The 16,031-nt window shown below is 32.5% G+C and carries 12 protein-coding genes; 3 read left to right on the plus strand and 9 right to left on the minus strand.

The features are described 5' to 3' along the window. Nucleotides 1–137: 137 nt before the first annotated feature. A complete protein-coding gene (locus tag Q0828_RS00285; RefSeq protein ID WP_298416724.1) occupies nt 138–2,180 on the plus strand; it encodes a ComEC/Rec2 family competence protein in 2,043 nt (680 codons plus the stop codon). A 31-nt stretch (nt 2,181–2,211) separates the two neighbouring features. Here the strand turns inward: Q0828_RS00285 and Q0828_RS00290 are convergent, their stop codons facing one another. The 4 genes from Q0828_RS00290 to Q0828_RS00305 all read right to left on the minus strand — a co-directional run bounded on the left by Q0828_RS00290 (nt 2,212) and on the right by Q0828_RS00305 (nt 8,451). Then, a complete protein-coding gene (locus Q0828_RS00290; protein ID WP_298416725.1) occupies nt 2,212–2,760 on the minus strand; it encodes a thioredoxin fold domain-containing protein in 549 nt (182 codons plus the stop codon). A 139-nt stretch (nt 2,761–2,899) separates the two neighbouring features. Continuing rightward, on the minus strand, nt 2,900–4,681 hold the full coding sequence (locus Q0828_RS00295) for a peptide MFS transporter (RefSeq protein ID WP_298416727.1): 1,782 nt from the start codon (nt 4,679–4,681) through the stop codon (nt 2,900–2,902). Between the two features lie 11 nt (nt 4,682–4,692). Then, nucleotides 4,693–6,243, minus strand: a complete 1,551-nt coding sequence (locus Q0828_RS00300; protein ID WP_298416729.1) for a peptide MFS transporter — start codon at nt 6,241–6,243, stop codon at nt 4,693–4,695. A gap of 36 nt (nt 6,244–6,279) precedes the next feature. Further along, on the minus strand, nt 6,280–8,451 hold the full coding sequence (locus Q0828_RS00305; protein ID WP_298416730.1) for a S9 family peptidase: 2,172 nt from the start codon (nt 8,449–8,451) through the stop codon (nt 6,280–6,282). A gap of 316 nt (nt 8,452–8,767) precedes the next feature. Here Q0828_RS00305 and Q0828_RS00310 point away from each other — a divergent pair, with 316 nt between their 5' ends. Continuing rightward, complete coding sequence (locus Q0828_RS00310) at nt 8,768–10,093, plus strand: hydroxymethylglutaryl-CoA reductase, degradative (protein WP_298416732.1); 1,326 nt, start codon at nt 8,768–8,770, stop codon at nt 10,091–10,093. Further along, complete coding sequence (locus Q0828_RS00315) at nt 10,093–11,019, plus strand: GYDIA family GHMP kinase (protein ID WP_298416733.1); 927 nt, start codon at nt 10,093–10,095, stop codon at nt 11,017–11,019. Before Q0828_RS00310 ends, Q0828_RS00315 begins: the two co-directional genes overlap by 1 nt. Nucleotides 11,020–11,028: 9 nt before the next feature. Here Q0828_RS00315 and Q0828_RS00320 read toward each other — a convergent pair whose 3' ends face one another. The 5 genes from Q0828_RS00320 to lptC all read right to left on the minus strand — a co-directional run bounded on the left by Q0828_RS00320 (nt 11,029) and on the right by lptC (nt 16,029). Next, nucleotides 11,029–11,643 carry a hypothetical protein gene (locus tag Q0828_RS00320; RefSeq protein ID WP_298416734.1) on the minus strand — a complete coding sequence of 205 codons (615 nt, stop codon included), beginning with the start codon at nt 11,641–11,643 and terminating at the stop codon, nt 11,029–11,031. Between the two features lie 105 nt (nt 11,644–11,748). After that, nucleotides 11,749–13,857, minus strand: coding sequence for a peptidylprolyl isomerase (locus Q0828_RS00325; protein WP_298416736.1), 2,109 nt, complete (start codon nt 13,855–13,857; stop codon nt 11,749–11,751). A 96-nt stretch (nt 13,858–13,953) separates the two neighbouring features. Next, a complete protein-coding gene (locus Q0828_RS00330) occupies nt 13,954–15,231 on the minus strand; it encodes a hemolysin family protein (RefSeq protein ID WP_298416737.1) in 1,278 nt (425 codons plus the stop codon). Beyond that, nucleotides 15,232–15,423 (minus strand): hypothetical protein, encoded by a 192-nt coding sequence (locus Q0828_RS00335; RefSeq protein WP_298416739.1) that lies wholly within the window; start codon nt 15,421–15,423, stop codon nt 15,232–15,234. Nucleotides 15,424–15,453: 30 nt separating this feature from the next. Beyond that, entirely contained in the window at nt 15,454–16,029 is a 576-nt protein-coding gene (gene lptC / locus Q0828_RS00340) for an LPS export ABC transporter periplasmic protein LptC (RefSeq protein ID WP_298416741.1), read from the minus strand. Between the last annotated feature and the right edge of the window lie 2 nt (nt 16,030–16,031).

A 16,031-nucleotide genomic window follows, 5' to 3' on the forward strand; every position in this document is an offset into this window, starting at 1 on the left:
TTTGTATTTTTCAAAAACTGGTTTGTATTTATTATTGATTTTACAACGCTTATTAACTTTACACTACGCTTACATAAAATGTAGTTTGTAAGCACTTTTTATTCCCTACTTTATTCCACATAAAGAATATATAGGTTATGAAATTGTTTGATTTTCTCATTACAAAAATCACATTATGTCTGATTTTCGGAATATTGATAGGTTATTATATTAATATTCCTGTCAAAACAAGCATTAGTTGTTTTGGCGTTGGATTTTTCTTGTTATGCATTTTTTTTTGGAAAGCACAACGACAGTTTTTACAAACAGTATCTTTTGGAATGATTGCTTTTTTGACAGCGATCAGTTTGGGAGTTCTAATTGAAAATTTTCATCAAGAGAAGCATCATCATACACATTACACACAACTTTTACACACACAAAATAAAACTTCAACTAGTACAATTCAAATTAGAGAAATTTTAAAGTCAACCAATTATTATGATCGATATGTTGGTGAAATTGTTTTGAAAGATAGCATTCATGTTTCTGGAAAATTATTGATTCACATTCAAAAAGATAGTCTTACAACATCACTTTATGTAGATGATATTTTATATACAAATTCAGCACTAAAAGAAGTTCGAAAGCCATTAAATCCAACCAATTTTGATTATAAAACATATTTAAATGATCGGTATATTTTTTATCAATTATATTTAAAATCAGTTGATTTTATTACTACAAAAAGTACTTCCAACACTATTTTGGGGTATGCAGCTTCGTTAAGAAATCAGATTCATACTAGTTTACTCGATAATAACTTTAAGGCAGATGAGTTGGCAGTTATTGAAGCACTTTTACTAGGGCAACGACAACAGATTTCAAAAGAGTTACAAAACAATTATGCAAATGCTGGCGCCATTCACATTTTAGCAATTTCTGGCTTACATATTGGGATCATCGTGTTATTATTAAACTTTCTATTGAAGCCTATGACACGTTTTCGTCATGGAAAAGCATTGAAACTTTTATTCATGATTTCTATTTTATGGAGTTTTGCTATCGTATCCGGATTGTCTGCTTCTGTTGTTAGAGCTGTTACCATGTTTAGCGCTATTGTAGTAGCAACTCATTTGAAGCGACAGACAAATACGTTTCAAGTATTAATGATTTCCATGTTTTTCTTATTGATTTGCAAACCACATTTTTTATTTGATGTCGGCTTTCAATTGAGTTACGCTGCAGTTTTTGCAATTGTTTGGCTACAACCGTTATGGAAAAAACTTTGGAATCCGCAATCGTGGTTTTTAAAATCATTTTGGAGTTTACTCACCGTAAGTTTGTCTGCTCAATTAGGTGTTTTGCCATTGAGTTTGTATTATTTTCATCAGTTTCCTGGATTGTTTTTTGTAGCTAACTTGACAATTATTCCTGCACTTGGCATTATTCTAATTACTGGAATTTTGGTTATTACATTATCATATTTTGATATTCTCCCTGAATTTTTAAGTACAATTTACAGTTATAGTATTCAACAAATGAATCATTTTATTGCTTGGATAGCTTCTCACAAACAGTTTTTATTGGGCGATATTTTCATAAGCCCATTTCAGATGATTGGTTCCTATTTAGTGATTATTGCCTTTGCAAATTATTTCCATCTTCCAAAAGGAAAGTATTTAAAAATTGCTTTGGTAAGTGTTTTGATTTGTCAAGGTTTGTGGTTTTTCGACCGTTTTCAATATACACCGACACAGAATTCTTTTACCGTGTTTCATCAACATAAAACTTCTGTTTTCGCACGTCAAAACGGAACAGATTTACAGATTTCCCATGACTTGGATAGTATCGCTTTCGCGAAGAATTATATCGTACAACAACAACGTTCACAACGTTTTTTGACAACTACAATGGTTGATACACTTCAAAATGTGTATCGTTTACAGAATGATTATTTATTACGAATAGACAGTTTAGGCGTATATGAATCATTAAGTTTTGAACCAAAATATGTTTTGTTGACACAATCACCAAAGATTAACTTTGAACGCATGATAGAAACCTTAAAACCTGAATTGATTATTGCAGATGGAAGTAACTATAAGAGTTACGTAGCACGTTGGAAGGTTGCTGCTGCAAAACAAAAAATCCCTTTTCATGTTACGCATGAAAAAGGATTCTTTGTTATTAAATTTTAATATACAACTGAAAGGATTTATGAAAATCATCCTAGCTTTTGAACTCATATACTAATTCTTTTTGATATTTTTCCCAAGCTTCTTTTGTCTTTACTTCTTTGTATTTATCAGTTTTAAATAATTTCAAATATATTTCTATTTGTTTTGGCAATAGATATCCTGAAATTGGCGCAATCAATTTAAAGTCTTCATCAAAGAATACCATTGTTGGATATGCACGAACACTTAAGTATCGTGCAAATTGATGTTGTGCATTTCGTCTTTTTTTCTTTGCAGGATCATAATTAGGATTCGTAAATGTATTCCCTTCATAGGTTACACTTGTATCGCCTTCTGCATTGAATTTGATTGCATAATAATTCTCATTGATATATTTTGCTACATCAGGATTTCCAAATGTGTTTTTATCTAGCATTTTACATGGACCACACCAAGTTGTATACACATCCATAATGACTTTTCTTGGTTCTTTTTTCATTAATTCTTGCGCTTCTTCCATCGTTACCCAATTGATTTTTTGCGCGTTCATTGTTGTAATACTTACTAAAAGTAAACTTACAATTGCTATTATATTTTTCATGTTTTTCAATCTTTATACAGTGTGAGTCGCAAAGACTATGCCTTCTTTACGAAAGATCATTATTTACAAATATACGACGTTATTAAAAAAGCGCTTTTTGGAAGAAAAGCGCTTTTTAATTTATTATATTTTCTTGATGTTATTTTACACCATGCATGAGTTTTTTCAACACTTTATTTAACGCCATTGAAAGAACTCCTATACCTATTGGTAGTAATGTAAATATTAAAAAGAACGTACTTAATGAGTATTGTTCTGTAATCTTATCAATCATTCCTCCCATTGTACCTGCAGCTTTTTGCCCAATAGCAATTGCTAAATACCAGATACCGAACATAAATCCAATCATTCTCCCTGGTACTAATTTACTTAAATATGATAATCCTACCGGTGAGATACATAATTCTCCCATTGTATGGAATAAATATGCTAGAATTAAGAATATCATACTTACAGATGCTGTTTTTGCTCCTTGAGGAATTCCTAATGTTCCGAATACTAAAATTCCGAATCCAGCACCTAGAAGAATCAACCCAATACCATATTTCATGGCTGCACTTGGATTGTATTTACTTTCCCACCATTTAGAGAATAAAGGTGCTAATGTGATGATAAAGAATGAATTTAAAATTCCAAACCAACTTGCACCAACTTCTGTAGTTTCTTTACTAAATTCTGCATTTACTTTGTAAAAAACCACATACCATAAAAAGGCAAATGTTAACGCTAAAACGATATTAGAATACGGAATTTTACTGTATGTTTTCTTAAATAACAAGTATAAAACCCAGGTAATTATTGCCAATGGAACAACCGTTAATATTAAATCAATAATTTTAAAAATCATTGCAGAATTCCCAGTGAGTGAACGTTGTGTAAAATCTCTAGCAAATAAAGTCATAGACCCTAACGCTTGCTCAAAAGCCGCAAAGAATACAACTGTAAATAAACCAAAAATGGAAACCGCTATAATTTTATCCCGTACAACTGATGAATATCTAATGGTTCGTGTTGTAATTAAGAATAGAAATAACACCAATGATAATAATACTACGACATAAGGCCCTGAAATCCCTCCTAGCTGGAAATCGAATAGATTATAACCACCAATTTTAGATATCGGATCATTTAAGAGGTATGACAACCCTCCTATAGCCGCTAAAGTCATTAAAACTTTATCTACTGTTGTAAATGGATTTAACTTTTCTGGCACATTTTCTTCTTGTACAACTGGACTTTCCTCATTAATGTTTTGAGGTAATTCTACTTCATATACTTTTGATGGTTTCCCTCCAATTTCTCCAAATAAATCTTTCGCTAACCAGAATTGAATTAAACCAAGCAGCATAAATATTCCTGCTAATCCAAATCCATAACTCCAACCAACATTTTCTGCAAGATATCCACATAACATCATTCCAAAGAAAGCACCTGCATTTACACCCATGTAATAGATTGTATAAGCTCCATCTTTTTTAGATTCTTTCCCTTTGTACATTTCGGAAATCATCGAAGTCATATTTGGTTTAAAAAATCCAGTTCCTATAATTAATAATGCTAATCCTAGGTATAATGACCATTGTGTTTCAAAAACCATGGAAACATGTCCCAGCATCATAATAAAACATCCAATCACTACTGCAACTCTATATCCTGTAAATTTATCTGCAATCCAACCTCCAACAATTGGTGTTAGATATAGCAGTGATCCATACGTACCAATCAATGAAAGTGCATTTTCAGAACTCCATCCCCAACCTGGATTTTCACCAAACAAAGGAGCCGTTAAGAATATTACTAATAAAATACGCATTCCATAGAATGAGAATCGCTCCCACATTTCTGTAAAAAAGATTACAAACAATCCTGCAGGATGCCCAATTACTTTGTCCTTAAATAAATTTTCTACATCTGTATTCATAAAAGTATATTTTAGTTATCTGCTAATTCAAATCCTTCAGCTTCTTCATTCATTGTTCTTTCATTATCCTCTGCTCCATGTGTCAATCTTTTCAAAGGCTTTAATATCACAATAAATAACAATCCTACTACTACAGTAAATACTAATATTCCTAAAAATATAGCATACTCTCCGAAATCACTAGCAGACTCACCTACTATACCTGCCACTTTATTCCCTAATCCTGTTGCCGCAAAATATACACCCATCATTAATGATGCATACTTTACTGGCGCTAATTTTGTTATAAAAGAGAGTGCTACTGGAGAAATACAAAGTTCTCCTATTGTATGAAACAAGTATGCTAATACTAACCATATCATACTTGATGCTCCTGATTTTTCAAATTCCATTACAGCAAAAACCATAAATAGGAAACCAAATCCCATAATGATAATACCCAAAGCCATTTTAAATAATGAAGAGGCTTCTTTTCCTTTTAATTTTCTTTTTGCCCAATATCCTGCAATAATTGTCGCAAATATGATAATAAATCCTGCATTTAAACTTTGAAACATTACTGTTGGCACTTCCCAACCAAATAGATCTCTATTTGTATTTGTTTCCGTATATAAGTTCATTAAACCTCCTGCTTGTTCAAAAGCTCCCCAAAAAATAATTACCATGATAAATGATAGTAATAATACAAGGAATCTGTCTTTATATATTTGCGTATCTAATTCTTTATAAATCATCATTAACAATGCAGTAATTGCAGTTAAGAAAGCAAAAAGTAAACCGTAACCCCATCCCAAAGTATACCATCCATATGCTGATAATGCTAATAAAATTAGTGTAACCGTTAATTGAACTGGCGAACTAGGTAGTTTTCCATATAACTGTCCATAAGAAATTTCATTTTCCCCTCCAGTACTTGGTTCAAAATTACCTACATGTTTCAAGTATTTTTGACCATATAGATAGTTTATTAATCCTAATACCATTACAATTCCTGCTAGTCCAAATCCTGCATGCCATCCCCATTCTGCAACTACCAATCCTACGATTAATGTTGCTAATAAAGATCCTAAGTTAATTCCGATATAAAAGATGCTAAACCCTTTATCTCTTCGAATATCTCCTTCTCTGTAGAGTCCTCCTACCATTGTAGAAATGTTAGGCTTTAATAATCCTACACCTAATATTACAAGTCCTAAACCTGTATAGAATGCCCAAATATCAGTAAGTACTAAAACACCATGTCCTATACACAAAACAATAGCTCCCCATAAAACAGCTTTTTTCTGTCCTATTAATTTATCAGCTATCATTCCTCCTGGAATAGACATTACATATACTAGCATTGTATACCAACCGTAAAGTGCCAACGCTTCTTTACTTGTCCAACCTAAACCTGCTCCTCTGTCATCTCCGATTGTTGCGGTAGTCATATATAAAACTAGTAATGCGCGCATTCCATAATATGAAAAACGTTCCCACATTTCAGTTAAAAATAAAATGTAAAGTCCTATTGGTTGCCCAAATAGTTCTTTTTGGTGTTCTTGTTTTACTGAGTCTGTCATTATTTTAAATAGTTTGGGTTAGTATCTTTTTTGAAATTATTTTTTTAGTAATGTATTTTCGATGAAATCTGTCATTTTGGTATATAAATGCAAACGAGTGTAACCTCCATAAATTCCATGATTTTTATCTGGATAAATCATCCAATCGAATTGTTTGTTTGCTTTTATTAATGCGTCAATCATACGCATTGTATTTTGAACATGCACGTTATCATCTCCTGTTCCGTGAACCACTAAATAATCACCTTTTAGTTTTTCTACATGGTTTATTGGCGAATTATCATCATATCCACTTGCATTTTCTTGTGGAGTTTGCATATAGCGCTCCGTATAAATGGTATCATAAAAACGCCAGCTTGTTACAGGTGCAACTGCAATTGCCATACTAAATACATCATTACCTTTTAAGATACAGTTACTCGACATGAATCCTCCGTAACTCCATCCCCAAATTCCGATACGATCTTTGTCAACATATGAACGTTTCCCTAGTTCTATTGCCGCATCTATTTGATCTTCTACTTCGTATTTCCCTAATTCTTTATAGGTTACTTTTTTAAAGTCTGCTCCTTTGAAACCTGTTCCACGTCCGTCAACACACACAATAATCATTCCTTTTTGTGCTAACATTTGATACCAATAGTCATTACTACTATTCCATCTATTAGAAACTGTTTGTGAACCAGGACCAGAATATTGATACATAAATACTGGATATTTTTTTGAAGCATCAAAGTCTACTGGTTTTATCATCCAAGCGTTTAATTCATGTCCTTTTGCTGTTGTTAACGTAAAGAATTCTTTCTGAGACATTTTGTAGCCATCTAATTTTTCTTTTACGTTCGCATTGTTTTTGATTTCTTTGACTAACTTACCATTCTTAGCTAAGTGCAATGCGTATTCATTTGGAGTTGTCGCACTAGAGAAAGAGCTAATATAGTATGTGAAGTTAGCACTAAAGTTTGCGCCGTTTGTACCGTTCTTTGTAGAAAGTCGTTTCTTTTTCTTCCCGTTTATTTTGATGGAATATACATCTCTGTTTACAGAACCATTTTCAACTGATTGATAATAAATGATATCATCTTTTTCATTGTATCCATAATACGCAGTTACTTCCCACGGCCCTTTTGTTACTTGATTGATTAACGTTCCATCTTTCTTATAATGGTAAATATGATTAAATCCATCTTTTTCACTTGTCCAAATGAAACTGTTATCTGCTAAAAACGTTAAGTTATCTGTAATATCAACATACGCTTTATCTTTTTCTTTAACTACAATTGATGTTTGATTTGTAGCAGCATTGTACATAATCAAATCCAATTCGTTTTGATGTCTATTAATAACTTGTATACTCAATACTAACGGATCATTTGTCCAGTTGATTCTTGGAATATAAAAATCATTGTAGTTTCCTAAGTTGATTTCAGACGTTTTATTAGCATTCAAACTATATAAATGTAAAGATACATCTGCATTTTTTTCTCCTGCTTTTGGATATTTAAACACATGTTGTTGTGGATATAATTGACTTCCATAAACATCCATTGAAAATTCAGGAACATTTGTTTCATCAAAACGAATGAATGCAATATGATCACTTGCTGCATTCCACTGAAATGCTCTTACAATTGAAAATTCTTCTTCATATACCCAATCCGTTACACCGTTAATGATTTTGTTTTTCACACCATCCGTTGTAATTTGTGTTTCATTTCCAGATTGTAAATCCTTTACATAGATATTATTTTCATAAACGTAAGCAACCTTTTTTCCGTTAGGAGAAAAGGTTGGCTCTTGTATTTTTTTATCTGAAATTTTTGTCGCTTTTTTTGAAGCTATATCATATACATAATAGATTCCTAATCTAGATCTTCTAAATACAGGCTCTACCTCTGTAGCTAAAATTAATTTACTTTCATCATCACTAAAGCTATATGAAGAAAATGAAGCAATTTCTGAAAGATCGCCAGCACTTACAATGGTTTCCACTTTTTCAAGTGTTTTGTAATCGTATTTGTCTACTGAACCTGACCTTCTATTTAATACAGTATATTGTTTCCCATTGTTCATGGAACGCAATACGTCCATTCCACGAGTTCTAAAAGAACCATTCCATATTTCTTCTAGCGTAATTTCTTTTTGCTGTGCAATTGTAAAACTTGTAAGTCCTAAAAAGAGAAAAAGAAAAACATATTTTAATTTCATTCGTGTTAAGTTTTTAAGAATATGCTTGGTAAAAGCCTATTATTTTGAGTAATTTTAAATTATAAGGTTGACAATATACAAATATCAAGCAAGTACCACAAAAATCAAACCTTAAATTATATCAGGAGAAATTTGATTCTTTTTAGCTCTATTTTATGACATTTCCACACTAAATGCATTGTAAAATATCCCCTTTTGACCTTTTTTACTCCAAAAAGCTTTCGTTTCAAACTATATTTTAGCCCATTCGAAGTAAAATTGTACTTTTTCATTGCGTATCTTTGCCGCAAACGTAACGGATATTAAACCCTATTTTATGATTACTCCTATTGCTGGATTTTCAAAACTTTCCAAGAACGAAAAAATTGAATGGCTTGCTAGCACGTATTTTCAAAACAATACAACTGTTGTTGATACATTACAGAAATATTGGAATTCAGATGAAACGCTACAAAAGCTACATGATGAATTTATTGAGAATACGATTTCAAACTTTTATCTTCCGTTAGGAATTGCTCCTAATTTTTTGATTAATGATGAATTGTATGCCATTCCAATGGCGATTGAAGAAAGCTCGGTTGTTGCAGCGGCTAGTAAGGCTGCAAAGTTTTGGATAGATCGTGGTGGATTTAAAGCCACAGTAATTAATACCGAAAAAGTTGGACAAGTACATTTTATGTATTTCGGCTCGACCGAAAAATTACACACTTATTTTAGTTCGATTAAAGCTGAATTAATTGCTTCCACAAAGCATATTACTCAGAATATGGAAAAACGTGGTGGCGGAATTACTGATATAGAACTTCGTGATAAAACGGCAGCACTAGACGGATATTTTCAACTACACTGCACGTTTGAAACTGTCGATTCTATGGGAGCAAACTTTATCAACTCCTGTTTAGAACAGTTTGCAAAAACATTTAAAGAAAATGCACAAACGTTTGATATTTTTTCTGAACAAGAGAAAGACATTCAAATTGTAATGAGTATTCTTTCTAATTATGTTCCTAATTGCTTGGTAAAAGCTGAAGTAAGTTGCCCTGTAAGTTCGTTAACCGAAAGTGAAACCATGGACGCTAATGAATTTGCAGCAAAGTTTGTTCGTGCTATTCAAATTGCAAAAACAGAACCATATCGCGCTGTAACGCATAATAAAGGAATTATGAACGGAATTGATGCCGTTGTGTTAGCTACAGGAAATGATTTTAGAGCTGTAGAAGCTGGAATTCATGCCTATGCTGCAAAAGATGGACGTTATTCTAGTTTAACGCATGCCGAATTAAACGATGGCATATTTAAGTTTTGGATAGAGATTCCACTGTCATTAGGAACCGTTGGCGGATTGACCTCATTACACCCATTGGTAAAATTAGCCCTAGAAATGCTTGGAAAGCCAAATGCCAAAGAATTGATGCAGATTGTTGCTGTTGCAGGATTAGCACAAAATTTTGCTGCCGTCCGTTCATTGACAACGACAGGAATTCAAAAAGGACATATGAAGATGCATTTGGTTAACATTTTAAACCAATTAAAAGCTACAGAAGCTGAGAAGAAACATTTTATCGCTTTCTTTAAAGATAAAACAGTAACGCATAGCGCTGTTGTGAATGCTTTTAACACATATAAAATAGGACAAGCTTAATGAATTTCTACAGTAACGGAAAATTATTATTAACAGGTGAATATGTCGTTTTAGATGGCGCAAAAGCATTGGCTATTCCAACCACGTATGGACAATCTATGACGGTAGTTCCGATTGAACTACCAAATTCGATTGAGCCACCAAAATTGGTTTGGAAAAGTTATGACGCACAAGATTTGATTTGGTTCCAACGCTCGTTTGAATTGAAAGCATTCGATTGTGAAGTTTCTTATATTGATCCTGAAAGCCAAGTATTACATAACATTTTATCAGAAGCTAAACGTTTGAATCCTTCATTTTTAAATGGAGAGACTAGTTTTGAAGTGCAAACCAGCTTAACTTTTCCTCAAAATTGGGGATTGGGCTCTTCGTCTACGCTGATTCATAATATTGCACTTTGGGCAAATGTGAATCCGTTTACACTACTTTGGAATGCTTTTAAAGGAAGTGGTTATGATATTGCATGCGCGAAACACCATACACCTATTATTTACGAGATTAATCAGAGAAAGCCAAAAGTAACTCCAATTGAATTTTCCCTTTCGTTTAGCGATCAATTGTACTTTGTACATTTAAACAAAAAACAAAACAGCAGAAACGCTATTACGAATTACAACAGTAAAAAAGGCACTATTACAAACGAAATAAAAGTGATTAATGCCATTACTACTGAAATGGCGACTAGCAACTCTATTGCTGATTTTAATTTGTTACTGAGCGAACACGAAGCCATTATTGCTGATATTATTCAAGAAACACCTGTGCAAAAACGTTTGTTCGCTGATTATTTTGGACAAACTAAAAGTTTAGGTGCTTGGGGCGGCGATTTCATCTTAGCAACAGGAAATGACGACACTCTAACTTATTTTAAATCAAAAGGATATGAAACGGTAATTCATTTTGATGAAATGATACTTTCCATATAAGTCGACTTTTTAAATTTTAATCTTATTACTTTGATACCAAGTTCTTGATTCTGGTTTGAATAGTAAAAATATAGCAAATCCTTGCAAAGCAACTTGAACTAAAGATAAAAAACCAATCACTAAGCCCAGCTGAAAGGTTTCGAATATCACTGCAGGAGACATCATTAATCCCAAACCTGCCAAAACTGTGTACACATTTCTCGCCCAGTTTTCTCCTAAATTTATTTGATATGCCAATAATGCTAAAACACCTGTACTTATTAAGGTAATTACTAAACTTTTGGGATCAGAGAAAGATTGAAACCCTAAAAACAGCTCTATAATGATTGGGTTTATAACTCCTAATCCCATTGATATGTAGATCAATTTTACTGCGTTAGCAATAGATTTTGGCAAACTAGATCGTTTCTTTTGAGAATTCAATTGTATTTTACTTATTAATTCCTCTTGTTGTTTATATGTGTTTTTGACATCAACAATTGTTTCATTTACTATTCCTCTTGACTCTAATTCATAACTTGCAGTAAGCACGGCTTCTTTTTGATATGCCTCAGGATTTTCAATTATATAAAGTAAATCTGTATTACTCTTTTCTTTAAACTTCTCAGAAAATTTTGTTATCATTTTTCAAGGATTATATAGTTTTTACAAACTACAAAAAAAGCCTGTAAAATTAATTACAGGCTTTTCACATTCTACATAATTAGAATGTTATTTCATATGTGAATCTTAGTAGAATTTAGATCTGTTATCTTCAATTTCAGAAGCACTTTTCAATGCATTGAATACTGAATTTGTAGCCGTTGAAGATCTTTGTGTTCTTAGAGAGTTCATTTCTGTAAGATAGCTATCTTTTGCAGCAGCTGGTGTTTTTGTTGTAACTTCAATCATGAATACACCTTTTTTACCTGCAATTAATTTTGAAGTTGTTCCTTCTGCTAATGCAAATGCTGCTCCAACTACTTTTTTCTCTTCTCCAGCTCCTGGAATCACAGGTGAGCTCATTGATAAAGAAGTTGCTGTTTGCACTTGCACATTGTTAGCTGCAGCTAAGTCAGCTAATGTAGTTGCTGTGTTTTTAGATTTGATGATTTCAGCTTTTTTCTCATCTCTTAGTAATTGAATTACACGCGCAGAAGCGTCTTCTACAGACGATAATCCTTCAGCGTGTTTTTGAGTTAATTGAACAACTACAAATCCACTTCCTACAGGGAAACGCTTAATATCTCCAACTTTTACATCATCTTCAAATGTCCAACGTACAATTTGGCGTTGATCTCCTAAACCTAAGATTCTAGAATCTAAGATTTTCATCTTGTTTACAGGCTTAACTTCGTATGAGTTTGTTTTAGCAATATCAACAAAAGCATTGTCTCCTTTTCCTGCATCTGCTTCAAATTTTGAAGAAGTTGTAAATAAGTCGCTTAATGTTTTTTCAGAAGACTCAACTAATTTTGTAATTGTTGCCAACTTGATTGTTTTTTGAAGATTCTTTTGTTCTTGAATTTCAATTACGTGGAATCCGAAAGGAGACTCTACAACATCCATATCTCCAGTTTTGTTTCCAAAAATGTATTCTTTGTAAGTTGGCGTTAATCCTGTTGTACTAGAATACCATCCTAAATCACCACCTTTATCTTTTGAAGTATCGTCAGACATTGTTTTAGCAATATCAGCAAATTTAGATTTGTTTCTTTTTACAATTGCTAAGATGCTATCAGCTGTTTTTCTTGCCTCTTCTTTTGTTGTTTTCAAGCTTGGATCAGCTCCATTTGAACCTGCAAAACGAATTAAGATATGTCTGTTTCTTACAGAATCAGGCTTTTGCATTGTTTCAACAACTCTTGAAATTTTGTATATGTCTCCAACTTTGTATGGCCCGAATACTTTTCCAACTTCAGTTGCATACAAACCTTCTGCTACATCTTTTGGCAATTGATTCTTGTATAAGAATGTACTATTTTCGTTTGTATCAGTGTTTTCGTTTGCATACCCTTCAGCATCTTCTGCTGCTTCAAAAGCACTCATTAATCCAGTAACATCAGTTTTTGCTGAATCTTCATCTGCCTTTGAAGGTTTTTCTTCGAAATACACATATTGAATATCTCTTGAAGCATCTTCTTCAAACATTGATTTATGATTATTGATATAGTTTTTTATATCACTTTTCTTGATCTCTACTTCTTCATTCGTTACTGTGTTGTAAGGAATTTGAACATATTTAAAAGTTACTTTGTCATTTTCTAAACGATATGCTAACTCTCCTTCTTTTACCGTCGCAATTGAACCTGATCTTACTAAGTTATAGTATAAGTTTTGCTTAGCTTGATTGATAAAGAATTCTTCCGTTGATAACCAGCTTTGATATTGTGCTGCTTTTGTAGGATCTTTTTTGTCGTTTTTTGTAGCTTCTAAAGAGTTGATATATTCTCTTAATTTTCCTTCTACAAAAACACCAGCTTCATCTTGGAATTGAGGGTTTCCAGTGAAATATGAATTGGTGATCATTAAGTTCCAGATTTCATCTTTCTCTATAGTGATTCCTAATTCGTCTAATTGTTGAGATATTAATTCACTTCGAAGTTGTTGATCCCAAACATTGTTTACTACTTGGATTGTAGATTGACTACCTCTAGATTGGTTTAATATATTTTCTACATTATTACTAAAACCTCTGTATGGAATGCTTTCGCCATTTACCATTCCTATTTCGTTTGGTTGTTTTGCTCCATTGTCTGAGTTGTTGAATACGTCAGAGATTACAAAAGCAAATAGTGCTAATCCAATGATTAGGATTAAAACTAATGTACGCTGTCTAATTTTTGCAAGAATTGCCATTTATCTTCAATTTTATGAAATTCAGTGGGCGAAAATACAATTTCCTACTAAATAATAAAAGAAGAACCACGTATTAATTCGTTTATTTTAGGGATTTTAATCTTCTGAAAGTATTTGAAGCTGAATTGTATCAATTTTTGTATTGGAAACTTCTAGAATTGTGAACTTTACATTGTTGATTATGATGACTTCATCTTTTTGTGGAATTTCCTCAGTTTCACTTACAATAAGTCCGCCTAATGTTTCATAATTTTCATTTTCTGGAAGGTTCAGTTTGTGCATTTCGTTGATATAATCAACTTCTAATCGGGCAGAAAAAATGTATTCGTATTCACCTATTCGTTTTTCAAGTAATTCGGTAACATCATGTTCATCTTCTATTTCACCAAACAACTCTTCTACAATATCTTCTACTGTAATTATTCCAGAAGTTCCGCCATATTCATCTAATACAACTGCGATACTTTTACGTTTTTTAGTCAATACATTTAAAACATCATTTGCCAACATTGCTTCCGGAACAAATATCACTGGCATTACGATGCTTCGTATCGTTTTTGGCTTTTTGAATAGTTCAAAAGAGTGCACATATCCAATAATGTCATCAATACTATTTTTATAGACTAGAATTTTTGAATAGCCTGTTTCTGAGAAGAGTTTTGCCAGGTTTTTAGTGCTTTCATGCAATTCTATTGCCACAATTTCCGTTCTTGGAATCATAACTTCCCTAGATTTTACTTCTGAAAATTCTAAGGCATTTTGAAATATTTGGATTTCGGAATCTATATCTTCATCATGATGTGTTGCTTCCATTTGCTCCGTAATATAGTCCCCAAGTTCAACTTTACTAAATTCTAGTTGTACTTCGTCTCCTTCAGTTTTGAAGAATTTTTTTAAGACTACATTCGATATCCACATTACAAATTCTGAGACTAACCAAAATAGTTGATAAAAAATGTATGCAGGAATTGCTAATATTTTCAAGAGTCTGTTTGAATACACTTGAAAGAACACTTTCGGAAGAAATTCTGCTGTAAATAAGATAACTAATGTAGATACTATTGTTTGAAATAACAGCTCATATTTTATACTTATGTATTGATTGAGCCAAGGTGTTTCATGAACCCAAGCTACTAACAATTCCCCCATAAAAAAACCATAAATCACTAATGCTATATTGTTCCCAACTAGCATTGTCGCAATAAATTTAGAAGGTTTTAAGGTAAGTCTCGTTAATATTTTCGCAAGAATTCCCTCTTGCTTTTTTTCGAGTTCTATATGGATTTTATTCGCTGAAACATATGCGATTTCCATTCCGGAAAAGAAAGCTGAAAACAGTAATGCCGTTATGATAATGAGCAACTGTAGTTCCATTTATTCTTGTTTTTTTCGCTCTTCAAATTTTTTCCCGTAATGTCTCCTAAAAAGAAACATTAAAAGCGAAACTACCGCAAATGCTATGAATATGTACGATTCTGTTCCTACATTCCACAATTCTATTGCTTTATAGGTAGCTAAGACGGCTACCACAAGATACAAGTATTTTGTATAACTTAATATTTTCACGGCTTTTAGGTTTTGTTAGTTTGTAGTGTTCTATTTGTCTTTTTCGTCAATTGGGATTGTACTATCATAGATTTCATGGGCTTCCATGATACTTAGATCTCTATTGAAATCGATTCCATTAGTTCCCTGCAGCAACACACCATATTCATTACTGATTTTGAATTCTCCTTCTGTAAAAATCCATTCTCTGTCTTGATCCCAAAATAATTGAGGTGCCGCTAAGACATCTCCTTTATGCGTTGTTAAGGTTACATTTCCTTGTAAATCTACTAATCTTGTGTCACTATACAAAATTGCATAGTCAGCAGTAATCGTATTTTCATTGTTTTGGTCATCAAAAAACTTGACGATAACTCCTTTAGGGAATTCTGAAAAAGGAAATTTTTGATTGGAAAAATCTTTGTTATAAGGGCTTCTTAGCGTCGATTTTACTTTTCCTGAATCTGTATACACTAAAAATATATTTTCGGCTTCTCCAACAGGAAAACGTTTTGAATACGATAGTTTTTGCATTTCACTATTGTAATCGCCCTGACATGAAAAAAGCATTGTCACAGCGAGTGCTGTGACAATGCAATGTAATATATATTTTGTGTGTATGCTCATTT

The sequence above is a fragment of the uncultured Kordia sp. genome (assembly GCF_947496985.1).
Lineage (GTDB): Bacteria > Bacteroidota > Bacteroidia > Flavobacteriales > Flavobacteriaceae > Kordia.